The organism is Actinoplanes solisilvae, from assembly GCF_003999975.1.
Taxonomy (GTDB): Bacteria; Actinomycetota; Actinomycetes; order Mycobacteriales; family Micromonosporaceae; genus Actinoplanes; species Actinoplanes solisilvae.
In genome coordinates this window covers 30,678-53,197 of sequence record NZ_RJAC01000011.1, presented here as the reverse complement: position 1 = coordinate 53,197, position 22,520 = coordinate 30,678, and the positions used below count along the sequence as shown (strand labels likewise).

The following is a 22,520-nucleotide window of genomic DNA, read 5'->3' as shown; positions in this document are numbered from 1 at the left end:
TCCCTACAGCCACAGTTTCTGCAGCATGTGCCAGTCCTGTGGATGGTCGGCGATGCCGGTCGCGTACGCGTCGGCGAGCAGCTGGGTGGTCGCCTTGACCCGCACGTCGAGCGCCCCCTCGGTCGACGGGGTGATCCGCCGCAGCACCGCGTACGTCTGGGCCGGCGTGAACGACAGGTCGACCGCGATCAGCGGTGCCCCGGTGCGGATGGCCAGGATCGCGGGCCCGGCCGGCATCTTCGTGCGCCCGCCGAAGAATTCGACCTCGACCCCGCCGCGGGACAGGTCACGGTCGCTGAGCAGCGCCACCACGAAGCCCTGGCCGAGCCGCTCGGCCAGCACGTCGAGCGGTGCCCGCTGCCCTCCGGTGAGCGGGATCACCTCCATGCCGAGCTTCTCGCGGTAGGCCACGAACTGCTCGTACACGCCCTCGGGCTTGAGCCGCTCGGCCACGGTGACCATCGGCCAGCCGTTCGAGACGACCCAGGCCGCCGCCGCGTCCCAGTTCCCCACGTGCGGCAGGGCGAGCACAACGCCCCTGCCCTCAGCGACCAGCGACTTCAACATGTCGTACTGCTCGGGGGCGATCCCGAAACCGTCCAGGAACTGCTGCTTCGACTGCGAGGGCAGCCGGAACGCCTCGAGCCAGTAGCGCGCGTAGGACCGCAGCCCGTCGCGCACCAGCTCGTCGGGCATGTCCGGCACGACCTGCTGAAGATTGCGGCGCAGGCGCTGAGTTCCCGGGCCGTTGTTCTTGTACGCCCGGTCGGCCGCGGCCGTGAAGAGGCGGCGCGCGACGGACAGCGGCAGCGCACGAGCCACCCGCCACCCGGCCGCGTAGCCGAACTCGATCAACCGATCCTTCACGCGGCCGGTTCCTCGGCCGGACGGGGCTCGGTGCGGGCCGCGTGGATCAGCCGCTGGAACACGGTGATCAGCGACAGCACGGCGAGCACCCAGAGCGCGGCCGGCAGCCCCCAGTCGACCCCGGCGCTGCCGATCAGGCCGCCGATGCCGAGGATGACCAGCCGTTCGAGCCGCTCGGCGATGCCGACGTCGGCGTTGAGCCCGAGACTCTGGGCGCGCGCCTTCACGTACGACACGACCTGACCGGCGGCCAGGCTGATCAGCGCGGCGATCGTGCCACCGTACGGGTTGCCCTGGTTGGCCATGTAGTAGACGACCGCGCCGAAGACGGCTCCGTCGGCTATGCGGTCCATGGACGAGTCGAGCAGGGCCCCGAACTTGCCGGAGCTGCCTCGCATGCGGGCCATCGTGCCGTCGAGCACGTCGGTCAGCGCACAGGCCGTGATGATCCAGGTGCCCCAGAAGAGGTGGCCCTGGGCTCCGAACCACGCGCCGATCAGCACGCCCACGGTGCCGGCGATGGTGACGGCGTTCGGCGTGACGCCGATGCGCAGCAGGAAGCGGGCGGTCGGGTTGACGCCGTAGGAGACAACGGCGCGCGCGGTTACTTGGACGATCTTTGCCATGGCGGCCCCAGCTTATCGGCGGTGACCTGGTCACCGCGCCCCGGCACGAGGTCATGGCCGTAAGGTCTTCTTCTGCGACGTTTGCCAACTACAAAGGGTTGCCTCCGGGACAGCGCTGGGTGTGGGATTTCAAGAGCAGCGTCGTTAACAGTCTCGAAACGGACAGGAGCGGCCGCCATGGCGCAGAAGACCTCGGAGAAGGGGCTCAACGGCGCGACGGCGCCGGTGGTGACCGAGCCCGGCAGAGTACGCAACGTGGTGCTGGTGGGACACTCCGGCTCGGGGAAGACCACCCTGGTGGAGGCCCTGCTGGCGGCCACCGGGACGATCTCCCGCGCCGGCTCGGTGACCGACGGCACCACGGTGTCGGACCACGATCCCGCCGCGATCCGCCAGCAACGTTCGGTGTCGCTGTCCTGCGCGCCGCTCGTTCATCAGGACGTCAAGATCAATCTGTTGGACACCCCCGGCTACGCCGACTTCGTCGGGGAGCTGCGCGCCGGCCTGCGGGCCGCGGACGCCGCGCTCTTCGTCGTCTCGGCCGTCGACGGCGTCGACGAGGCCACCGCCGCGCTCTGGGAGGAGTGCGCCGCGGTCGGCATGCCCCGGGCCGTCGCGATCACCCGGCTCGACCACCCGCGCGCCGACTACGAAGAGACCCTGGCCGACTGCCAGGAGGCGTTCGGCGAGAACGTGATGCCGATCTACCAGCCGATGCTCGGCGACGACGGCGAGTCCGTGGCCGGCCTGATCGGCCTGGTCACCCTGCGCGTGCTCGACTACTCCGAGGGCTACCCGCCGCGCGTCGGCGAGGCCGAGCCGCAGCACCTGAACCCGATCGCCGACGACCGCAACGCGCTCATCGAGGGCATCATCGCCGAGAGCGAGGACGAGTCCCTGATGGACCGCTACCTCGCCGGCGAGCTGATCAGCACCGACACCCTGCTGCCCGACCTCGAGAAGGCGGTCGCCCGGGGCAACTTCTATCCCGTCATCCCGGTCTGCTCAGGCACCGGCGTCGGGCTCGACGCGCTGCTCGACGGCCTGGTCAGCGGCGCGCCGTCGCCGCTGGAGCACGACCTGCCGGTGGTGACCGGGGTGGACGGCTCGGCCCGCCCGCCGCTGCTCTGCGACCCCGACGGCCCGCTGGTGGCCGAGGTGGTCAAGACCACCATCGACCGGCACGTGGGGCGCGTCTCACTGGTGCGGGTCTTCTCGGGCACGCTGCGGCCCGAGCAGGTGCTGCACGTCTCGGGCCACGGCCTGGCCGACCGGGGGCATCCCGACCACGACGCCGACGAGCGGGTCGCGCACGTCTACTCCCCGCTGGGCGCCCAGCTACGCGAGGTGGCGTACGCGATCGCCGGTGACATCTGCGCCATCACCAAGTCGGGCAGCGCCGAGACCGGCGACACGCTCAGCGGGAAAGACCAGCCGCTGCTGATGGAGCCGTGGGCGATGCCCGAGCCGCTGCTGCCGATCGCCGTGGTCGCCAAGTCGCGCTCCGACGAGGACAACCTGGCCAAGAACCTGGCCCGGCTGGTCGCCGGCGACCCCACCATGCGGCTCGAGCGCAACCCCGACACCCATCAGCTCGTGCTCTGGACGATGGGCGAGTCGCACGCCGACGTGGTGCTCGACCGGCTGCGCGCGGGCGGCGTCGAGCTCGACACCGAGCCGGTCAAGGTGCCGCTGCGCGAGACGTTCGGCTCGGCCGCCAAGGGCCACGGGCGGCACGTGAAGCAGTCCGGCGGCCACGGGCAGTACGCGGTCTGCGACATCCACGTCGAGCCGCTGCCGCGCGGGTCCGGCTTCGAGTTCGTCGACAAGGTCGTCGGCGGCGCGGTGCCGCACAACTACATCCCGTCGGTCGAGAAGGGGGTGCGCGCCCAGCTCGACCGAGGGCTGGCGGCCGGCTACCCGGTGGTCGACCTGCGCGTGACGCTCTACGACGGCAAGGCCCACAGCGTCGACTCGTCGGACGCCGCGTTCCAGACGGCCGGGGCCCTGGCCCTGCGCGAGGCGGCGGCGATCGGCCAGCTCACGTTGCTCGAGCCGATCGACGAGATCGTCGTACGGGTCCCCGAGACCTACGTCGGCGCGGTGATGAGCGACCTCTCGGGCCGCCGCGGCCGCCCGCTGGGCAGCGAGAGCGAGGACGGCTCGACGTACAGCCTGGTGCGCGCCGAGGTTCCCGCGACCGAGCTCGTCCGGTACGCCGTCGAACTGCGCGCGATCTCGTCGGGCGCGGGCACGTTCACCCGCACCTACGCCCGCCACGAGCCGATGCCGCCGCACCTGGCCGACAACGTCAAGAAGGAGACGGCCAGGCCTTGATCAGCAGTCGGCGGGTGTCGTCGAGCAGCTGAGGCAACACCTTCGTGCGGCTCACCACCGACATGAAGTTGGCGTCGCCGCCCCACCGGGGCACCACGTGCTGGTGCAGGTGGGCGGCGATGCCGGCGCCGGCCACCGCACCCTGGTTCATGCCCAGGTTGAAGCCGTGCGGGCTGCTCACCGACCGGATCACGCGCATCGCCGTACGCGTGAAGGCCGCGACCTCGACCGTCTCGTCCTCGGTGAGATCGGTGTAGTCGGCGACGTGCCGGTAGGGGCAGACCATCAGGTGGCCCGGGTTGTAGGGATAGAGGTTGAGCACCGCGAAGACCAGCTCGCCGCGCGCGACGACCAGGCTGTCGACGGCGGGCGCGAGGCAGAAGGGGCAACCGGCCGGTTCCTCGTACCCCTCGGGCCTCTCCTCGCCGGTGACGTAGGTCAATCGGTGCGGCGTCCACAGCCGTTCCAGGCTGTCGGGTTCTCCGGTCACACGCGAAGCCTATTGACTTCCTCCCCGCGTCCAAAGCCGGGGATTCCCACTGCTGAGGCGCGTTCACGCCACGAGCCGTCCGGGTGGTTGGCGCTTCAACGGCCGCCCAACGGCAAGGCCTCCACGCCCGGTCACGGCCAGTCCGGCCGCGAGGATGTTCTTCGCCGCGTTCACGTCCGCGTTGTCCCGATAGCCGCAGCCGACGCACACGAACCCCGCTTGGCTCTTACGGGACTTCGCATCCACATGGCCGCAGCGGGAGCACCGCTGAGACGTGTAGGCAGGATTGACCTTGACCACAGTCGCGCCGTGACAGCGCGCCGCATGATCCAGGGCGAGCAGGAACCCACCCCATCCCTTGTTCAGGACGGCCCGGTTCAGGCCGGCCTTCTGCCGAACGTTGACACCTGGCTGCTCGGCGGTGCCCCTTGCCGAGCGGGTGATGTTCGTGACACGCAGGTCCTCGACGACGACCAAGCCGTGCTCAGTCGTCAGGTAGTGGGCAGTCTGTGCGGCGAAGTCCGTGCGCCGGGCACGTATGCGGGCGTGGAGCCGGCCCATCTGGGCGCGTACGGCGTCACGGCGCTTCGACTGCCGAGCGCGGCCGTGGACCCGCCGGGACCGGGCCAGACGCTGCTGCAACCGCCGCATCCGGCGCTGCTCGCCTGCGGTGACGAACTCCCGGTCATGCATGACGCCGTCGCTGGTCGCCACCGCAACGGCCACACCCAGATCGACCCCGACCGCGGATTTTCCATTCGGAGGAACCTCGGCGACCCCATCCTCGACGCAGAACGCGACATACCAGCGACCACCGTCGCGCACGACAGTGGCGTTACGGATCGCCCCGCCCAGCGGCCGGGTCCAGCGGAACCGCACCCAGCCGAGCTTCGGCAGAAGCACCCGTCCCCAGCGGCGATTGAGCCGTTCGACCCGGATCTGCTTCGGGTCCGGAAACCGGAACGAGGGTGCAGTCCTGGCCTTCGAACGCCAGCGGACCTTCCACGTGCCGTGGGTCTTGCACGCTCTCTCCAAGTCCCGCAAGGTCTGCTGGAGGATGTGCGACGGCGCGATGGTCAGCCATCCGCAGAGAGGGTCTTTTTTCGCCTCGGCCAACTGCCGGGCCTGATCAACATAATTGATCCACGCACCACGCCGCCGATATTCGCGGCGCTGCTCCAAGCCCGTGTTCCACACCGCCCGGCAGATCGCCCCGAACACGATAATGCTGTTCGATCGCAGAATCACGGACATAACTGGGTACCGCTACCCACCACAGAAGCTGGCGAGCTGACCGACAACTGGAGCTTGGTCCGTGCGCTACGCATTTCGATCACGCCGGCTGACGCTGGGCCGCTCCGTGCAGGTGGATGCCGCCGCCGCGCCGCTTGGCCTGGTACATCGCGGCGTCGGCCAGCCGCAGCAGCTCGTCCAGGTTCGAGGCGCCCACGTGCGAGAGCGCCACGCCGACGCTGGCCGGGGTGCGCAGCCGGCGAGCGCCGATGTTGATCGGCTCGTCGAGGGCCGTCACGATCCGCTCGGCGACCAGCAGCGCGTCGCGGGCCGAGGACACGTTCTCGGTGAAGACCACGAACTCGTCGCCGCCGAGCCGCCCGACCGTGTCGCCCTCGCGCACGCAGGTGTGCAGCCGCTCGGCGGCCACCTGCAGCAGCTGGTCGCCCACGTTGTGCCCGTGCGCGTCGTTGACCTGCTTGAAGCCGTTGAGGTCGAGCATCAGCGCACCGACCGGCCGCCCGCTGCGCCCGGCCCGGGCCAGGGCGGCAGCCAGCCGCTCCCGCAGCATCGCGCGGTTGCCGAGGCCGGTCAGCGGGTCGCGCGTCGCCCGCTCGGTCAGCTCGGCGGTCAGCGCCGAGCTCGCCAGCGCCGGCGCCACCTGGGCCCACAACGCCCGCAACGACTGAAGAACCTCGTCCGGCAGGTCGTCCTGGGCGCTGACCGACAGGACGCCGAAGAACCGGTCACCGTTGGTCAGAGGCATCAGCGTGTACGGCCGGTCGACCTCGGGCTCCAGGTCGGGGTAGCCGAGCGCGGCCAGGTCGCGCACGACGACGATCTCCCCGGCGAGCAGCCGGCTGATCAGGCCCGCGGGTGCCTCGGTGGCCGGCACCGAGCGGCCCACGATCGCGTCGGCGTGCGCACCGGCCGCCTCGGTGACCTTGAACGCGCCGGCGTCCAGCCCGATCATGGTCGCCCGGGCGCCGGGGCAGTCGGCCAGCAGGGTGCCGGCCGCCCCCACGGCGAGGCGGTGCACGTCGGCCACGTCGGTGGTGGTGATCAGCGCGGTGCCGAGCTCGCTGAGCACCTGCTCGCGCGAGACCGCCCGGCGCAGCGCGCGCAGGTCGGCGTCGCGGCCGGCCAGCAGGCGCACCACGACTAACAGGACGGCGGCGACGACGACGGCCTGGGCCGTGCCGCTCCAACTCTGGTGCAGCACCGACCACGCGGCCACGACAGCGAGACCGGCGACGACGAAGAGACTGTTGGCCCTGGGCATGAAAGCAGAATCGGCGCGCCCGCCACCCACTTGAGGACCTGGCTGGACATCACACCCAGGCCTGTTTCGGAATGGTGCCGGGCCGAAGACCTAGCCCAGCCACTTCGGCAGCGGCTCGCGCGCGGCCAGCCAGTCCTCCGGGATCCCGGCCAGGCCCGTGTACGCCGCCACGATGCCCCCGGCGATGGCACAGGTGGTGTCGACGTCGCCGCCCGCGCGCAGGCACGCCGCGATCGCGGCCGGATAGTCGTCGAGGAACCGGTCGGCGACCCAGACGGCGAACGGCACGGTGTCGCGCGCCATCGCCCGGGCGCCGTTACCCAGCTCGTACGCCGCCTCGCCCACATCGCGCAGCCGGCCGGCCCGAATCAGGCCGTCGCGCACGTGTCCCTCGGGAGTGTGCGCGGCCACCGTCCGCAGCAGCGCGGGCCGGTGCCCGTCGAGCCGCCCGGCCGTCGCCACCGCCGCGGCCACCGTGACCGCCACTCCCCCGGCGATGCCCTCGGGGTGGGCGTGGGTGACCTCGGCCGCGCGGGCCCCCTGGGCGGCCGCGTGCGCGAGGGAGTCGGCGTGCCAGGCGCCCAGCGGGGCGGCCCGCATGGCGGCGCCGTTGCCGGCCGAACCCTGCCCGTCGAAGGCGGCCGCCGCCGCGATCGGCCACGGCAGCCCCTCGCGGATCTCGCGCAACATCACGACCGCGCCCGGGCCGTAGCCGCGGTAGGGGTCGTGGTGGCGGCCCAGCCGGTCGGCGAACCCGTCCCGATCGAAGTCGCCCTCGCCCAGCGCCGCCACCAGGCAGCACGCTTCTTCGGTGTCGTCGGTCCAGGGCCAGGGCGCCGGCGGCGGGTCGGTGGTGTCGACCCGAGCAACGAAGTGCTGCGCGCCCAGCGCGTCGCCGACGCTCAGGCCCGCCAGGCTCTCGAGCGCCAGCGCCAGGCGCGTACCGGGAAAAAGAATGAACGACATCGGCACATCGGATGGTAACCATCCGACCGCCCCGCCCACCGCCCCTGTCCGGACTAAAGGCAGTTACGGTACGTGATCGAAAGGTGTCCCTGAATCACCGGTTAGGCCCTGCGTGTCTGACCCAGTACCTTCTTCGCATGGCCACGGTGTTGCTCGTCGAAGACGATCACGTCGTGCGCGGCGCCATGCTCCGCTCGCTCGCCGACCGGGGGCATGCCGTGCACGCCGTCGGCACGGCGCTGGACGCGTTGCGTCGTGTCGCCGCCGAGACGCCCGATCTCGTCGTGCTCGATCTCGGCCTGCCCGACCTGGACGGCTCCGACGCCCTGCGCATGCTGCGCGGCATCACCGACGTCCCGATCATCATCGCCACCGCGCGCGACGACGAGCAGACCGTCGTCCGCCTGCTGCGGGCCGGCGCCGACGACTACATGGTCAAACCGTTCACCGGCGCCCACCTCGACGCGCGCATAGCCACCGTGCTGCGCCGCGTCGGGCGGGCCAGCCGCGCCGCCCAGCCCGCCGTGCACGAGGTCGGCGAGCTGCGTGTCGACGTCGGCGAACGCAGTGCCACCCTTGCCGATCAAACGCTCGCGCTGACTCGCAAGGAGTTCGACCTGCTGGCTTACCTGGCCGCCCGCCCCGGCCGGGTGGTGTCCCGTCGCGAGCTGTTGGAGGAGGTATGGCGACAGCCATCGGTCGGCGAGGATCAAACAATCGACGTCCATCTGTACTGGCTACGCCGGAAGCTGGGCGAGTCCGCGGCGAAGCCCCGCTACCTGCGCACCGTGCGGGGGGTCGGATTCCGGTTGGTGGCGCCGGACTGAGAGGCCGCCTGGCCTACATCACCGCCGCGACCACCGCCGTCGCCGCTCTCGCCTTCCTCATCCCGCTCGGCCTGCAGCTGCGCAGCGACCACCGCGCCCAGGCGCTCGTGGCCGCCGAGCGGCACAGTGCCCGGGTGGCCGGCGCGATCACGGCCGGTGCGAGCGCCAAGGGCCTGGCCGCCGTCGCGGGCGAGCGGGTCAAGGTGCATCCGCCGGGCGAGACGGCCGGCGGCCGTGCTCCCGGCGACGAGGTGCAGCACGCCGCGTCCAGCGGTTCGACGATCACGGCTGACGTCGCCGGTGGAGTCGTCCGGCTCGAACCGGTCACGGCGTCGGGGCGTACGTCGGTGATCGAGGTCTTCGTGCCCGAGGGCGAGCTCTCCGAGGGTTCCGGGGGCGACTGGTGGCTGCTCCTCGGCATCGCGTTCGTGCTGGTCGCGGGCAGCGTCGTGGTGGTCGACCGGTTGGCCCGGGGCGCGGTGAACTCGGCCCGCAACCTGGTGCAGGCGGCGATGGCCGTCGGCGGCGGCGACCTCGGCGTGCGCATCCAGCCTTCCGGTCCGCGCGAGCTGGCCGAGGCCGGGTACGCCTTCAACCGCATGGCCGACCGCCTGGTGACCTCGCGCACCAGCGAGCGCGAGATGGTCGCCGACCTGTCGCACCGGCTGCGCACCCCGTTGACCGCGCTGCGGCTGGACGCCGAGCAACTCGACCCGGACGACACCCAGATCATCGACCTGAGCGCCGACGAGATCGACCGCCGTCGCGGCATCCGGCGCATCCGGCAGGCCATCGTCACCCTCGAGGGCGAGGTCAACGAGCTCATCAACACCACCCGCCAGGCGGTCGCGGCCCAGGTCGCGGCGGCGCCCGAGACGGGGGTCTGCGACGCCAGCGAGGTCGTGCGCGAACGCATGACGTTCTGGTCGGCGCTGGCCGGCGACCAGAACCGTCCCTACCGGGTGGTCGGCGCCCAGTTGCGCATCCCGGTGCCGGTCGCCCGGGCGGAACTCGCTGCCGCCCTGGACGCGATCCTGGGTAATGTATTCCGCTACACCCCCCAGGGCACGGCGTTCGAGGTGGGCATCTCCCGGCGCGACGGTTGGGTCGCGGTCCGGGTCGACGACGCCGGCCCCGGCATCGGAGATCCTGAGAAAGCGATGCAGCGTGGCCAGAGCAACCAGGGTTCCACCGGGCTCGGGCTCGACATCGCCCGCCGCGCGGCGCTGTCCGCGGGTGGCTCGGTCAGCCTCGACCGGGCCGCGATGGGCGGCGCGAGCGTGGTCATGCTGTTCGCCGACGCCGAGGCGGCACCCAAACAGGCCAGCCGTTTCGGGCTCGTCGGCCGCCTGGCCCGGGAGCGTGGCAGCCGCCCCGCCCGTTCCGAGTGAAGCGGACCGAGCTCTTGCTTAGATCTGCATTAAAGGCGTTCCGCTCCCGGGACCGGGCTGGCAATGTTCGGAGTTCTCCCGCCCATCGCGCTCCCGCCCAGCAAGGAGAGGCCTTGTCCACGCACCGCCGGCCGGTCCTGCGTGGGCACCGGCGTGCCGTCTCGTCGAAGCCGCACCGGCTGCTGCCGGTCGCGCTCGGCCTGGCGCTGCTCGGCGTGGGCGGCGTCGTCGGCCCGAGCGTGGTCGAGAACGTGGTGGCCGACCGTCCCGACTCGCACAACCTGGCCCTGTCGTCCCTGCCCAAGGACAAGCCGGACGAGGGCCTGGTCTATCAGGGACTCAAGGCCGCCAAGGCGGGCACGCTCTGCGCCGGCTCCTACGAGCTCGACGACGTGACCTGCTCGCACGGCCCCGACGAGGCTCCGGCCGGGCTCAAGGTGCGCCAGGACGTCACCCCGGTCACGGCCAAGGCACCCGAGCCCCAGCAGCCGGCCCGCGAGAGCGCAACCGACGTGCCGGCCGACGCCGAGATCGCCCGCGACGAGGGCGGCAGCGCGCTGACCGCCGACGCCCCGGCCCTGGTGCCCGACGCGGCGCCCGGCGAGGCCGACTTCATCATGGGCGCGCACGACGTGGCCTGCGAGGGCGACGGCCGCTCGGGCAAGCGCGTGCAGGTGCTCTACCTGCACGCGGCCGGTGCTCCGAGCCGCTACACCGACTTCCTCGGCTCGATCCGCTTGTGGTCGTCCGGGGTCGACCAGATCTTCGACGAGAGCGCGGGCGAGACCGGCGGCTCCCGTCACGTGCGCTTCGTGACCACCCCGCAGTGCCGGGTCGACGTGTCCGAGGTGGAGCTGCCCGGGGGCAAGCTGTCCTCGTTCGCCGGCAACATCGACGCTCTGCGCACGCTCGGCTACAACCGCACCGACCGTAAGTACCTGATCTTCGCGGATGCCAATGTGTACTGCGGCATCGCGACCTACGTGGCCGACCGGCGCCCGGGCCTGGGCAACCGCAACAACGGCGGACCCTCGTACGCCCGGGTCGACGCCGGCTGCTGGAGCTCGGCGATGGCGGCCCACGAGCTGACCCACTCGCTGGGCGCGACGCTGATCGGCTCGCCCAACTCGAGCGGCGCGGGCGGCTGCCTCGACGACCACGACCTGCTCTGCGGGCCCGACCGCTCCGGCAAGCCCGTGCGAACGGCGTGCCCGAAGAAGCACGAGACCCGGCTCGACTGCGGTCACGACGACTACTTCAGCACCAACCCGAAGCCGGGCAGCTATCTCGACGAGAACTGGAACGTGGCGCGCAGCGAGTTCCTGCTGCGCAGCGACGGCGGCGACGACATCCCGGACGCCGGCGGCCCCGCCCCCGACCCGGTCCCCAGCGCCAGCACCCCGGCCGATCCGACGCCGAGCACCAGCGGCGACACCGCGCCGCCGCTGACCGACTCGGGTGACGCCCCGCCGTCCCCCTCGGTCATCCCCGGCGAGACGCCGCCCGTCGAGGAGCCCAGCGCCCCGGTCACTTCGTCGACGCCCGGCCCGCCGCGCGAGACGGTGGCGGCCCCGGCCGATCCCGTTCAGGCGGTCCTCGAGGTGCGCGACGCGACGAGCAGTTCGGTGCGGCTCACCTGGAGCGCGGCTTCGGCCCAGGCGACGTACCAGGTCTGGGTCGGCGGGCAGCCGGTCGCCACGACCAAGGCCACGCGGGCCCGCCTGATCGGTCTGAAGCCCGACGCGAAATACCAGGTGGTCGTGAAGTCGGGTCCGAAATACGCGGCCCGCGCCGCGGCCGAGACCGCGCCGGCCGCCCGGCCCGCGCAGAACTCGTGGTTCACCCTGACCAACGCGCTGACCGGCGGGGCGGCCGACCTCTACGCGGCCCGCGCGGCGACCGGCACGCCGCTGACGCTCAGCGGCACCGACGACGACGCCCAGCAGCAGTGGAAGCTCGTGCCGGCCGGCCGCAACACGTACACGATGGTCTCGCGGGCGACCGGCAAGTGCGTCGGCGCGCTCGACGGGAAGGCGGTCGCGGGCGCCCCGCTGGTGCAGGTCGCGTGCGGCGGCGACGCGGCCCGCTGGACGCTGCAGGCCTCCGTCTACGGCTTCACCCTGCGCACCACGGGCGATCTCGTGGCCGGCGTGGGCGAACAGCGTTTCGGCGCGCACCGCGTGCTCGTCCTGCAGACGGGCAACGGCCAGCGCCACCAGGCTTGGTCGGCGGTTCCCGACTAGTCAACCGGGAGGGCACAAACATGCGTGACACCCTGGATCGTCCCCTGGCCGAGCCCGGGGAGGGCCCGGCCAGGTTCAACCGGCGCCGGCTGGTGCGCTGGATCGCCGTGCTGACGGTGGGCACCGTCGTGGTGCTGGCGATCTGGCAGGAGCCGCTCTACGCGTTGTAGGCGTCGATCTCGGCGAGCAGCGTGGCCTTACCGCCCGGGTCGAGGAAGCTCTGCTCGACGGCGGCCCGGGCCAGCCCCCGTACGCCCTGCTCGTCGAGGTCGAGCAGCTTCGCCGCGACCGCGTACTCCTCTTCGAGCGTGGTACCGAACATCGGCGGGTCGTCGGAGTTGATGCTCACCGGCACGCCCGCGCCGACCAGCACGGCCAGCGGGTGCTCGTCGAGGGAGGCGACCGCCCGGGTGCGCACGTTCGAGGTCGGGCAGACCTCGAGCGGAATGTTGTGCCCGGCCAGGTAGGCCATCAGCTCGGGGTCCCGCGCGGCCGCGATGCCGTGCCCGATCCGCTCGGCGCCCAGGTCGCGCAGCGAGTCCCAGATCGTCTGCGGCCCGGTCGTCTCGCCCGCGTGCGGCACGCTGTGCAGCCCGGCCGCGCGGGCCTTGTCGAAGTAGGGCTTGAACTGCGGCCGGGGCACGCCGATCTCGGGGCCGCCCAGCCCGAAACTGATCAGCCCGGCGGGCTGCTGGCCGAGCGCGACCCGCAACGTCTCCTCGGCCGCGGGCAGACCGGCCTCGCCCGGAATGTCGAAGCACCAGCGCAGGTCGATGCCGAAGTCGGCCGCGGCGGACCGGCGGGCGTCCTCGATCGCGGCGCAGTAGGCCTCGGCGGCGATGCCCCGCTTGACGCTGGAGTAGGGCGTGAGGGTCAGCTCGGCGTACCGGACCTGCTGGCGGGCCAGTTCACGGGCCACCTCGTAGGTCAGCATCCGCACGTCCTCGTCGTCGCGGATCAGGTCGACCACGCTCAGGTAGACCTCGATGAAGTGCGCGAAGTCGCGGAACGCGAAGTAGTCGGCCAGCGCGGCCGGGTCGGCGGGCACCGGCGTGTCACCCTCGTGCCGGGCGGCCAGCTCGGCGACGATCCGCGGCGACGCCGACCCCACGTGGTGGACGTGCAGCTCGGCCTTGGGCAGGCCGGCGATGAACGAGGTCAGCTCGGTCACCTGGTGGTCCCTTCTGGATCTGCGGTCCGGGCCACCACGAAGACGCGGCGGAACGGAAACGCGACGTACTCGCCGGTCGCCGGGTAGGCGCCGGTCAGCTCCCGCGCCAGGTCGGCGCGGAACGCCTGCCACGCATTCTGGTCCAGCGCGGCCTTGACGGGCCGCAACGCCGTCCCCTCCATCCAGCGCAGCACCGGATGGTCCGGCCCGTCGGCCGGCAGCAGGTGCAGGTAGGTGGTCTCCCAGGCGTCGACCGTCGCGCCGGCTGCGGTGAGCAGGGCGGCGTAACCGGCCGGGTCGTCGACGGGCGCCTCGCGCAGCAGATCACCGAGGCCGTAGCGCTGTCCCACCGCCCGCAGCAGCACGTGCGAGGGCGCGCCGAAGTTGCCGGGCACCTGCATCGCCAGCCAGGCCCCGGGAGGCAGCTCGCGGGCCCAGCGGGCAAGCAGGTCGCGGTGCTCGGGCACCCATTGCAGGGCCGCGTTGGTGACCAGCACGTCGGTCTCGGGCGTGGGCCGCCAGTCGCGCACGTCGCCGAGCTCGAACGAGACCGGGCCCGCCGGCGTCTTGGTTCCGTCCGCGACCATCTCCGTCGCCTTCGCGATCATCTCGGGCGACGAGTCGACCCCGGTGATCCGCGCGCCCGGCCACCGCTCGGCCAGCGTGGCGGTCAGCTCACCGGGCCCGCAGCCCAGATCGACGACGGCCCGCGGCCCCGAAGCTACGGCCCGCCCGGCGACAGCCTCCGGTCCCACATCACCGATCCGGCCGGCGACTGCCTCCGGCCCCGCGTCCCCGATCCGGCCGACGAGGTCGAAGAAAGGGCGTGAGCGTTCGCTGCCGAAGCGACGATAAACCGCGGCATCCCACATGATCGCTCCCTTCCAAACCGTACGTACGTCTTGTAGGCACGCTATCAGGAGGCCGGTAGGGTCAATACCCGTGGAGAATCGCAGTTTTCGCAGGATGGGACGGACGGCCGGCGTGGTCGGCCTCGGCGCGTGGCAGCTCGGCGCCGACTGGGGAGAGGTGAGCGAGTCCGACGCTCACGAGACCCTGCAGGCCGCGGTCGACGCGGGCGTCACGTTCATCGACACCGCCGACGTCTACGGCGACGGCCGCAGCGAGCAGATCATCGGCTCGTTCATCAAAACCCGCCCCGGGCTGACCGTGGCCACCAAGATGGGCCGCCGGGTCCCGCAGGAACCGGCCAACTACACCCTCGACAACTTCCGCGCGTGGACCGACCGGTCGCGCGCCAACCTCGGCGTCGACACGCTCGACCTCGTGCAGTTGCACACCCCGCCGACCCCCGTCTTCTCGTCCGACGCCGTCTTCGACGCTCTCGACACCCTGGTCGAGGAAAAGCGCATCAAGGCGTACGGCGTGAGTGTGGAGAAGGTCGACGAGGCGCTCACGGCGATCGCCCGCCCGGGCACCGCCAGCGTCCAGATCATCCTGAACGCGTTCCGGCTCAAGCCGCTCGAGCGGGTGCTGCCGGCCGCCGCCGAGGCCGGGGTGGGCATCATCGCCCGCGTGCCGCTGGCCAGTGGCCTGCTCTCCGGCCGCTACGACGAGCACACCACGTTCGCCGCGAACGACCACCGCAACTACAACCGGCACGGCGCGTCGTTCGACGTCGGCGAGACCTTCTCCGGTGTGGACTACGAGACCGGCCTCGAAGCCGTACGACGGTTGCGGCCCCTGGTTCCCGAGGGCTACACGATGGCCCAGTTCGCGCTGCGCTGGGTTCTCGACCAGCCCGGCGTCACCGTTGTCATTCCCGGCGCGCGCAATCCTTCGCAGGCCACCGCTAATGCCGCCGTGGCTGACCTTCCGCCGCTTACCGACGCGGCCAAGGCGGGCGTTCGCGAGGTCTATGACGAGCTCATTCGCCCGCAGGTTCACGACAAATGGTGAACGAACCGGCACCGCCCCCGCAGCCGTCGCCATCATCGTCGCCTTCGTCGCCCCCGGTGCCGCCGAAAAGGCTGCACGGATGGCTTCCGATGGCGCTCGGCGTGCTCGGTGTCGTGGTCGGTGCTCTGTGGACACTGCAGGGTCTTGACATTCTCGAGGGAAGCCGCATGACCGGGGTCGGCATCTGGTCGATCATCGGTCCGGTCGTCGCCGTCGCGGGACTGATTTTGATCATTCTTGGAGAGCGCACGAGAACGCGCGCGAAACGGGCCGAGGCCGCCGCCCAGAAATGACGAAACCCCCGCATCCACAAGGATGCGGGGGTTTCTGCGTCGGAGCCGACCTCCGCCAGGCGATCGGCAGCCGATCTTACGATCGGCGTGTGTCTCAGAGCGGGCGAACCTGCTCCGCCTGCGGGCCCTTCTGACCCTGGGCGATCTCGAACTCGACCCGCTGGTTCTCTTCCAGAGTGCGGTAACCGCTCGTCTGGATGGCCGAGAAGTGGACGAACACGTCAGCACCCCCGCCGTCGACGGTGATGAAGCCGAAGCCCTTGTCTGCGTTGAACCACTTCACGGTTCCTTGCGCCATGCTGAACTCTCCTTCTGAAAATGCCGACCCTGTTATACCCCGGGCCGATGACCGTTTTCGAGCAGCGGCGCCGTGAGGCGGCCTTTCAGAGGACGTCCCATCCGCCGTGATCGCAAGACACCGGACGTCATCGTGTGACGGGCCGGCATCCCTTGATCGGGCGGAAGCAGCGAACCACGTACGCAAAAACTGGGCACACTGTACCTGAAAAGCAGCCCGCAAAGCTGCCCCTCGGAAGATTCGAATTAACGTCCGCGGATATGGAAAAGGGCCCCCACTTCGCTCTCGCGAACCGGGAGACCCTTGACCGTTAACCCACGTCTCAACTAGGCCATTGACCAGTCAGTTTCCGAACACCGACGGCTCCACCTCGATCGACGGCCGCCTTCACGAGAGCGAAGATCGCACCCTGCAACGCGGCCGCCGCGAGAATCTCGCCCCAGCCCCGATCCTCATCGGTTGCGTTCGGTGCGTCGTTGTCGTGGCCGGCCAGTCGCCAGATCTCTTTGAACACGAAGCCGGCGAGCGTGCCCGCCCCGATGCCGAGCAGCAACCCGACCGGCTTGTAGGCCAGCTTGGACACTTTGCCGCTCACCGGCGCCGCCCCCGGACGATCAGAATGACACCGACGATCGCTGCCACTCCGGCGAGAACCAGCGGAAGAGGAACGGGGCTGTTCCGTACTTTCTGGCGGAGGTCGACGACGAGTTCGTTCGAGGATGCCTGGTCGGCTTTCTCCCCCACAACGCCGGCCGCGGTGGTCGCCTTCTGCCCGACGGCCCCGGCCGCGGTAGACGCCTTGTGCCCGACGGTTCCGGCCGCGGTGGTGGCCTGGTCGGTCGCCTCGCGAACCTTGCCGCTCACCACACCCGCGGCGGCCACGGCCGCGTCCCGTACCCTCTCGGTCGCCTCGACGGCCTGGGCCTTGACCTTCTGCTTGGTCTGCTCGACCTGCTCCTTGGCCCGGGCCTTCACGTCGGCCTTGGCCGCGAGGGCCTGCACCGTCTCACCGAGTTCCTCACGCGTCTGCCTGATGTCAGCGCGCAACTCGTTGATCGACGGTTTCGGCGCCGACCCGTTCTTCTCGCTCATGGGTGGATTCGGCCTTCCTTGACGGCGTTTTTTACCTCGTCGACATCGGCTTTCACGCTGGCGATCGCGTGGGTGGGCTCGGGCGGGACGGCCTTGGTGACCTGGCTCTTGCCGATCAGGGCGAGGATGCCGGCCAGCACGAAGATCGCGGCGGTGACGATCAGCGCGGCCAGCCAGAGGTCCAGGAACAGGTTGAAGACAATGATCAGGGTGGCGATCGCGGCGCCAACGCCGTACATAGCCAGCACGCCGCTGGTGCCGAAGAGGCCGATACCGATGCCGGCATGCTTGCCCTTCACAGCAAGCTCCGCCTTGGCGAGGGCGATCTCCTCACGGACGAGGCGACTCACCTGCTCGGTCGCGCGCTGCACCAACTCGGCGGTGGACTGATCGGCAACCGCCTTGGGCTGGCCGCCGTTCAGAACATCGGCCATCGTGTCCTCCTTTCCATGACCCGGTGTATGCCCTGATCATCGGAGAGTCAATCCTGTTGCGCGAAACCCGCCAGAACACGTCACCGATGGGCGGAAACAGGCACCTGTTCGTCCGGTCCGGAGAACGCCGCGGCCCGCTCGTCGCCGTCCTGGCCGGTGAACATGCGGCTGCTGCCGGCATCCGGAAGCGGGGTGGGACGCGAGGGCGTCACCGTGGCGCGGTCGAGGTCGGCCCGGTAGCGCGGCAGCGAATCCCGCTGGTGCGCCCAGATGTAGGTCACCAGCCGCTCGCGCACCAGGCAGCGCAGGTCCCACAGCGACGGCGCGTCGCTCGCGCTCACCAGCGCCCGCAGGCGCACCGTGCCGCCCACCTGCAGCACGCAGACCCGGCCGTCCCACAGCTCCGAGCCCTCGCACACGGCCTTCAGCTCGGCGCGCAGCGGCTCGATCTCGGTGGCCCAGTCCACGTCCAGCTCGGCCGTGCCGAGCACCGCCGACGACGAGCGGGTCCAGTTCTGGAACGGCTTGGTCGTGAAGTAGGACGTCGGCAGCAGCAGCCGGCGGTCGTCCCAGATCTGCACCGCCACGTACGTGAGGGTCAGCTCCTCGATGCGGCCCCACTCCCCCTCGACCACCACCACGTCGTCGACCCGCACGGCGTCGCTGAACGCGAGCTGCAGCCCGGCGAAGACGTTGCCGAGCGTGCTCTGCGCGGCGAGCGCCGCGACGACGCTGACGATGCCGGCCGAGGCGAGCACACTGGCCCCGAGCGCACGGATGCCCGGGAAAGTCATCAGCACCACGCCCAGGGCGAGCACGACGATCGCGGCCACGGTGAGCCGGCGGACCATGACGACCTGGGTCTTGAGGCGCCGGCGGCGCAGGTTGTCGGGGATGTCGGTGCGCCAGTGCGACAGCGCCGCGTCCTCCAGCACGAGCACGAACGCTCCGACGAGCCACGCGAACGCGGCGATGAAACAGATGACCAGAGCGTGCAGGACGCCCGCGCGGGCCGGGAACTCGCCCGCGCCGGCGCGGATCGCCTGCTGGATCGCGAACAGGGTCACGGTGGCCAGGAACGGCTTGTGGGCCGTGCGGGCCAGATCCGCCGCGAGCTCGGACTTACGCCCGAGACGCTGGGTCAGGCGGTGCAGGATGCCGACCAGCACCAGGGCGAGCCCCGCCGACGCCGCGACGACGAGCAGGGCCTTCAGAACGCTGGGCACGTCTAACTCCTTCAACAGGAAAGTTGCGAATGCCAGCGACCTAGCTTGCCCAGGTCTGCCGCATTCGCAACCCTCCCGCACGAAGGACGGGTGTTACTCACACTTTCCGGTACTTGGCCTGCGCGATGCAGTAGACCCCGAAGCACGCGATGCCCAGCGCGATCAGCGCGAGCAGCCACACGCCCCACGAGTTCGCGGCCAGCGTCTTGAGCGCCGCGTCCAGGCCGCGCGCCTTGTCCGGGTCGTAGGTGACCGCGGCCGACACGACCAGGATGCCCGCGATGGCGTACGCCGTCCCCTTGGCCATGTAACCGGCCTTCCCGAGCCGGATGATCGGGCGGCGGGTGCCGTGGGGCATCTCGCCGGTGTTGAGGTGCTTGACGAACTTCTCGCGCCAGCCGTAGATCGCCATGCCGATCCCGACGCCGACCACGACGAGCCCGATCAGGCCGACCAGCCAGCGGCCTCCGGCGCTGTCCATCAGGGTCGAGGTCTTGCTCTGCGAGTTGTCACCCATCGAGGCGTTCGAGCCCTGCAGCACCTTGACGGCGGTCCACGCCAGATAGAGGTAGAGGATGGCCCGCACGCCGGAGAGCACCCGCTCGGCCATGGCACCCTTGGTCTGCTCACCGCTCTCGCCGATCGCGGCCTCGAAGGCCTGCCAGATCGCCATCGCGATCATGCCGATCACGATGATCACGAGCAGCGTCCTGCCGAGACCGTTGCCGGCCAGCGTCTGCAGCGCGCCGGACTGGTCGCTCTCCTGCGACGAGCCCTGGAACGCCACCTGCAGGGCGATCCACGCGAAGATGAGGTGGATGATGCCGTAACCGATGAATCCGCCCCGGGCCAGGTACTCCAGCGGTTTGCTGTTCGCGGCCTTCGAGGCGGTGCTCTTGACGTTCGAGGCAGCGGATGTCATGACGTGATGAATGTCCCGTCCCGGGTTTTCTCAAACCCGGGACGCGGACGAGTGAATGTGCTAACCGCGCTACTGCCGGGAGATCTGCAGACCGATCTGGTCGTCGGTGACACTGTCGAGCGACACCATCAGCCCACCGACCTCGACGGCCTGCTGGCCCTTGGTCAGGCTGATCTGCTCGCCGGCGACGTCGAGGGTCACCGTGTTGGCGTCGGCGCTGATGAATTTCGCCTCCACCCCCAGGACGCTCGCGCTGGCGTTGGTCTCACGGGCGATGGTCACGGTGCACTGGTCGAGGCCGCAGTTGACGTTGTCACTGCTGCAACCGGTGAGGAGCGCGAGGCCGAGCACGGCCGAGCTGACAAGGGCGGCGAGGTGACGCGTGGGCTTCAACACCGTTCCAGCGTACGGGTCCCGCGCGACCCTAAGCTGAGGCGATGAGCGATCTCGAGGTGCGCGAGAACCCCGACCAGAAACGCTTCGAACTGCGGATCGGCGACGACGTGGCCGGTTTCGCGGCCTACCGGGTGCGCGACGGCATCACGGTCGTGACCCACAGCGAGATCAATCAGCGGTTCCGCGGCCAGGGGCTCGGCAACGAGCTGGCCAAGCGCACGCTCGACCAGCTTCGCGCCCAGGGCGCCCGGGTCTACCCCGCCTGCCCGTTCTTCTCGAAGTACGTCTCCGAGCACCACGAGTACGACGACATCATCGAGGACTGACCGGTCGCCGGCGAGCTGGGCCCCCGCTCTGCCCGCCGGCGACCGGAGTTCTCAGGCGGCCAGGGGCTGCGGGGCGGGCGCGGGCACGCGGGTGCCCGCGATCAGCTCGGCCGCGGCCAGACCGCAGGCTCGGGTGGCGCCGAAGGTCGCGAGGTGCACGGCCCCGAGCACGACCTCGGGCACGCCCATCTCGACCACGATCGCGTCGGTACGCTGCGCCAGCACGCGTTCGAGCACGTCGCTCAGCCACCCGTGCCGGTGCACGTCGCGCACCACCAGCACCAGCGGCCGTCCGGCGGCGCCGTCGAGCACCGTGGCGGCCGGGTCGGGGCCCAGATCGGCCTCGGTCAGGCGTACGGCCGTGGTGCCGGGCAGCAGGGCGTCCAGGGGTGCGCCCACGCCCCAGGGCGTCTCGGCGCCGATCGCGATGTTGCGCGGCGGGGCGAACTCGACCACGTGCGCCGGTCCGTCGATCGGCAGTTCGGCCGCGCCCTCGGACACGGTCACCCGCACGGCCCGGCGAGCGGCGTCGAAGCCCACCCCGCTGGCCGGGGTGATCACGGCGACCTCGGTGACGGCGTCGGCGACCGCCCGCGCCCCGGTGGCCGTCTGGGTGGCGGTGGTCCAGGCGCCCAGGCGGCGCACCCGGGCGGCCGCCGCGTGCAACCGTTCCTCGGGCAGCTCACCCGAGCGCACCGCGTCCACGATGGCGTCGCGCAGCACCACGGCGGTCTGCTCGTCGGCGTGCTCGCCGCCCACGCAGATCGCGTCGGCCCCGGCGGCCAGGGCCCGTACGGTCGCCCCGGCCAGCCCGTAGCGGCGTCGCACGGCCTGCATCTCGATGGCGTCGGTGACGATCAGCCCGTCGAAGCCGAGTTCCTCGCGCAGCAGCCCGGTGAGGATGGCCCGGCTCAGCGTCGCGGGCAGCTCGGCGTCGTAGGCCGGGACGAGCAGGTGTCCGGTCATCACGACCTGGACGCCGGCCTCGATCGCGGCCCGGAACGGCGCCAGTTCGCACTCGTCGAGCTGGGCCCGGTCGCGGTCGATCAGGGGGACGTCGTGGTGCGAGTCGACGCTGGTGTCGCCGTGGCCGGGGAAGTGCTTGGTGCAGGCGGCCACGCCGGACGCCTGCAGACCGCGAACGAAGGCGGCGGAGTGTCGCGCCACGAGCTGCGGCTCGGCCCCGAACGACCGTACGCCGATGACGGGGTTGGCGGCGTTGCTGTTGACGTCGGCGTCGGGCGCGTAGTCGAGGGTGATGCCGGCGTTGGCCAGATCGCGGCCGAGGTCGCGGGCCACCTCTTCGGTCAGCCGCGGGTCGTCGATCGCGCCGAGGGCCAGGTTGCCGGGCCGGGAGCTGCCGAGCCGCGACTCGAAGCGGGTGACGTCGCCGGCCTCCTCGTCGATCGCGACCAGCACGTCGGGGTGCTCGGCGCGCAACTGCGCGGTCAGCGCGGCGATCTGGGCGGGCGACTCGACGTTGCGGGCGAACAGCGCCACGCCGCCGAGACCCTCGCCGAGCCACCGCCGGATCCAGTCGGGCGCGGTGACGCCGACGAATCCCGGCTGTAGCACCGCTGCGGCGAGTTCCGGCAATTCGCCATGATTCGGCATGGGCCCCCGTACCTCCGGTGACGTCTCGCGCGCCCTGTGGGAGCGCGCCCCCCTCGTTGCGGACCAATGGTCACACCCGTTCGGGTTTCAGTCAACAAACCTTCCTATTAAATGAGAGAGCAAACCGGGCGGTACTGAGCGGGCCGGGCAGGGTGGGCCGGAACGGGCTCGGGCAGGCGGGGCGGGCCTGGCGGGCCGCGCGGGCGGGCCGTGACGTGGGCGGTCGGGTGGGCCGGGGTCGATACGATGCCCTCGTGTCCCCCACACTGCTCGCCGCGTCCGGTGTCGACTGGTCCGAGATCCACGCGGTCCGGCTGCTCGGTCTGGCCCTCGCGTTCCTCATCCTGATCTGGGCGATCCGCCGCATGTTCGGCGGCAAGAAATAGGGGTATGCCCCCATCCGACCACCCCACCGCCGCCCCTGACCGGACTGAAGGCTGTGCTGACATACGACTTGGCTACTTCTTGAGCTGCGAGGAATACACGCCTGCCGAAGTGATCGAGCAGGCCCGCGGCGCCGAGCGCGCCGGGTTCGCCTCGCACTGGATCTCGGACCACTACCACCG

Annotated in this window: 25 protein-coding genes; 9 read left to right on the top strand and 16 right to left on the bottom strand. The window is 71.0% G+C overall.

All coding sequences use genetic code 11. The features are described from left to right. Positions 1 to 3 precede the first annotated feature (3 nt). Positions 4 to 867: a phosphatidylinositol mannoside acyltransferase gene (locus EER30_RS25510; protein ID WP_127503129.1), complete on the bottom strand. Its 864-nt coding sequence runs from the start codon at positions 865 to 867 to the stop codon at positions 4 to 6. Continuing rightward, positions 864 to 1,493, bottom strand: a complete 630-nt coding sequence (gene pgsA / locus EER30_RS25505; protein WP_127503128.1) for a phosphatidylinositol phosphate synthase — start codon at positions 1,491 to 1,493, stop codon at positions 864 to 866. Before pgsA ends, EER30_RS25510 begins: the two co-directional genes overlap by 4 nt. Positions 1,494 to 1,670: 177 nt before the next feature. Between pgsA and EER30_RS25500 the strand changes: the two genes are divergently transcribed. Next, positions 1,671 to 3,830, top strand: a complete 2,160-nt coding sequence (locus EER30_RS25500) for an elongation factor G-like protein EF-G2 (RefSeq protein ID WP_127503127.1) — start codon at positions 1,671 to 1,673, stop codon at positions 3,828 to 3,830. Here the strand turns inward: EER30_RS25500 and EER30_RS25495 are convergent. From EER30_RS25495 to EER30_RS25480, 4 genes are all read right to left on the bottom strand, one after another. Continuing rightward, complete coding sequence (locus EER30_RS25495) at positions 3,805 to 4,320, bottom strand: HIT family protein (protein ID WP_127503126.1); 516 nt, start codon at positions 4,318 to 4,320, stop codon at positions 3,805 to 3,807. The genes EER30_RS25500 and EER30_RS25495 overlap by 26 nt on opposite strands. A gap of 63 nt (positions 4,321 to 4,383) precedes the next feature. Next, a complete protein-coding gene (locus EER30_RS25490) occupies positions 4,384 to 5,568 on the bottom strand; it encodes an RNA-guided endonuclease InsQ/TnpB family protein (protein ID WP_205650414.1) in 1,185 nt (394 codons plus the stop codon). An 85-nt stretch (positions 5,569 to 5,653) separates the two neighbouring features. After that, positions 5,654 to 6,835: a sensor domain-containing diguanylate cyclase gene (locus EER30_RS25485; RefSeq protein WP_127503124.1), complete on the bottom strand. Its 1,182-nt coding sequence runs from the start codon at positions 6,833 to 6,835 to the stop codon at positions 5,654 to 5,656. A 90-nt stretch (positions 6,836 to 6,925) separates the two neighbouring features. Continuing rightward, positions 6,926 to 7,801 (bottom strand): ADP-ribosylglycohydrolase family protein, encoded by an 876-nt coding sequence (locus EER30_RS25480; RefSeq protein ID WP_127503123.1) that lies wholly within the window; start codon positions 7,799 to 7,801, stop codon positions 6,926 to 6,928. 137 nt (positions 7,802 to 7,938) lie between these two features. Between EER30_RS25480 and EER30_RS25475 the strand changes: the two genes are divergently transcribed. From EER30_RS25475 to EER30_RS47315, 4 genes are all read left to right on the top strand, one after another. After that, positions 7,939 to 8,628, top strand: coding sequence for a response regulator transcription factor (locus EER30_RS25475; RefSeq protein WP_127503122.1), 690 nt, complete (start codon positions 7,939 to 7,941; stop codon positions 8,626 to 8,628). Positions 8,629 to 8,645: 17 nt separating this feature from the next. Beyond that, complete coding sequence (locus EER30_RS25470; protein ID WP_205650422.1) at positions 8,646 to 10,019, top strand: HAMP domain-containing sensor histidine kinase; 1,374 nt, start codon at positions 8,646 to 8,648, stop codon at positions 10,017 to 10,019. A gap of 113 nt (positions 10,020 to 10,132) precedes the next feature. Beyond that, positions 10,133 to 12,262 (top strand): RICIN domain-containing protein, encoded by a 2,130-nt coding sequence (locus tag EER30_RS25465; RefSeq protein ID WP_127503121.1) that lies wholly within the window; start codon positions 10,133 to 10,135, stop codon positions 12,260 to 12,262. A 20-nt stretch (positions 12,263 to 12,282) separates the two neighbouring features. Then, entirely contained in the window at positions 12,283 to 12,432 is a 150-nt protein-coding gene (locus tag EER30_RS47315) for a hypothetical protein (RefSeq protein WP_164842478.1), read from the top strand. Here the strand turns inward: EER30_RS47315 and EER30_RS25460 are convergent. Together EER30_RS25460 and EER30_RS25455 are read right to left on the bottom strand one after the other, a co-directional pair. After that, entirely contained in the window at positions 12,420 to 13,433 is a 1,014-nt protein-coding gene (locus tag EER30_RS25460) for an adenosine deaminase (RefSeq protein WP_127503120.1), read from the bottom strand. The genes EER30_RS47315 and EER30_RS25460 overlap by 13 nt on opposite strands. Then, positions 13,430 to 14,305 carry a methyltransferase domain-containing protein gene (locus EER30_RS25455; protein ID WP_127503119.1) on the bottom strand — a complete coding sequence of 292 codons (876 nt, stop codon included), beginning with the start codon at positions 14,303 to 14,305 and terminating at the stop codon, positions 13,430 to 13,432. Before EER30_RS25455 ends, EER30_RS25460 begins: the two co-directional genes overlap by 4 nt. A gap of 70 nt (positions 14,306 to 14,375) precedes the next feature. Between EER30_RS25455 and EER30_RS25450 the strand changes: the two genes are divergently transcribed. Together EER30_RS25450 and EER30_RS25445 are read left to right on the top strand one after the other, a co-directional pair. Further along, positions 14,376 to 15,353 carry an aldo/keto reductase gene (locus EER30_RS25450; RefSeq protein WP_127503118.1) on the top strand — a complete coding sequence of 326 codons (978 nt, stop codon included), beginning with the start codon at positions 14,376 to 14,378 and terminating at the stop codon, positions 15,351 to 15,353. An 89-nt stretch (positions 15,354 to 15,442) separates the two neighbouring features. Continuing rightward, positions 15,443 to 15,646, top strand: coding sequence for a hypothetical protein (locus EER30_RS25445; protein ID WP_240670295.1), 204 nt, complete (start codon positions 15,443 to 15,445; stop codon positions 15,644 to 15,646). Positions 15,647 to 15,740: 94 nt separating this feature from the next. Here EER30_RS25445 and EER30_RS25440 read toward each other — a convergent pair whose 3' ends face one another. The 7 genes from EER30_RS25440 to EER30_RS25410 all read right to left on the bottom strand — a co-directional run bounded on the left by EER30_RS25440 (position 15,741) and on the right by EER30_RS25410 (position 20,014). Beyond that, the gene (locus EER30_RS25440) at positions 15,741 to 15,944 is read right to left on the bottom strand and encodes a cold-shock protein (RefSeq protein WP_011905669.1); all 204 of its coding nucleotides are present in this window, start codon (positions 15,942 to 15,944) and stop codon (positions 15,741 to 15,743) included. A gap of 322 nt (positions 15,945 to 16,266) precedes the next feature. Further along, a complete protein-coding gene (locus tag EER30_RS25435; protein WP_127503116.1) occupies positions 16,267 to 16,539 on the bottom strand; it encodes a DUF4235 domain-containing protein in 273 nt (90 codons plus the stop codon). Next, the gene (locus EER30_RS25430; protein WP_127503115.1) at positions 16,536 to 17,036 is read right to left on the bottom strand and encodes a DUF3618 domain-containing protein; all 501 of its coding nucleotides are present in this window, start codon (positions 17,034 to 17,036) and stop codon (positions 16,536 to 16,538) included. Before EER30_RS25430 ends, EER30_RS25435 begins: the two co-directional genes overlap by 4 nt. Then, on the bottom strand, positions 17,033 to 17,470 hold the full coding sequence (locus EER30_RS25425) for a phage holin family protein (RefSeq protein WP_127503114.1): 438 nt from the start codon (positions 17,468 to 17,470) through the stop codon (positions 17,033 to 17,035). Before EER30_RS25425 ends, EER30_RS25430 begins: the two co-directional genes overlap by 4 nt. Positions 17,471 to 17,550: 80 nt before the next feature. Further along, positions 17,551 to 18,696 carry a mechanosensitive ion channel family protein gene (locus EER30_RS25420; RefSeq protein ID WP_127503113.1) on the bottom strand — a complete coding sequence of 382 codons (1,146 nt, stop codon included), beginning with the start codon at positions 18,694 to 18,696 and terminating at the stop codon, positions 17,551 to 17,553. 97 nt (positions 18,697 to 18,793) lie between these two features. Continuing rightward, positions 18,794 to 19,618, bottom strand: coding sequence for a DUF1206 domain-containing protein (locus EER30_RS25415; RefSeq protein ID WP_127503112.1), 825 nt, complete (start codon positions 19,616 to 19,618; stop codon positions 18,794 to 18,796). A 69-nt stretch (positions 19,619 to 19,687) separates the two neighbouring features. Beyond that, positions 19,688 to 20,014, bottom strand: coding sequence for a hypothetical protein (locus EER30_RS25410; RefSeq protein ID WP_127503111.1), 327 nt, complete (start codon positions 20,012 to 20,014; stop codon positions 19,688 to 19,690). 41 nt (positions 20,015 to 20,055) lie between these two features. Here EER30_RS25410 and EER30_RS25405 point away from each other — a divergent pair, with 41 nt between their 5' ends. Then, the gene (locus tag EER30_RS25405; protein ID WP_127503110.1) at positions 20,056 to 20,340 is read left to right on the top strand and encodes a GNAT family N-acetyltransferase; all 285 of its coding nucleotides are present in this window, start codon (positions 20,056 to 20,058) and stop codon (positions 20,338 to 20,340) included. A 51-nt stretch (positions 20,341 to 20,391) separates the two neighbouring features. Here the strand turns inward: EER30_RS25405 and EER30_RS25400 are convergent, their stop codons facing one another. Then, positions 20,392 to 21,954, bottom strand: coding sequence for a glycoside hydrolase family 3 protein (locus tag EER30_RS25400; protein ID WP_127503109.1), 1,563 nt, complete (start codon positions 21,952 to 21,954; stop codon positions 20,392 to 20,394). Between the two features lie 254 nt (positions 21,955 to 22,208). Between EER30_RS25400 and EER30_RS49440 the strand changes: the two genes are divergently transcribed. Beyond that, entirely contained in the window at positions 22,209 to 22,340 is a 132-nt protein-coding gene (locus tag EER30_RS49440; RefSeq protein ID WP_255436874.1) for a hypothetical protein, read from the top strand. Positions 22,341 to 22,520: the final 180 nt, after the last annotated feature.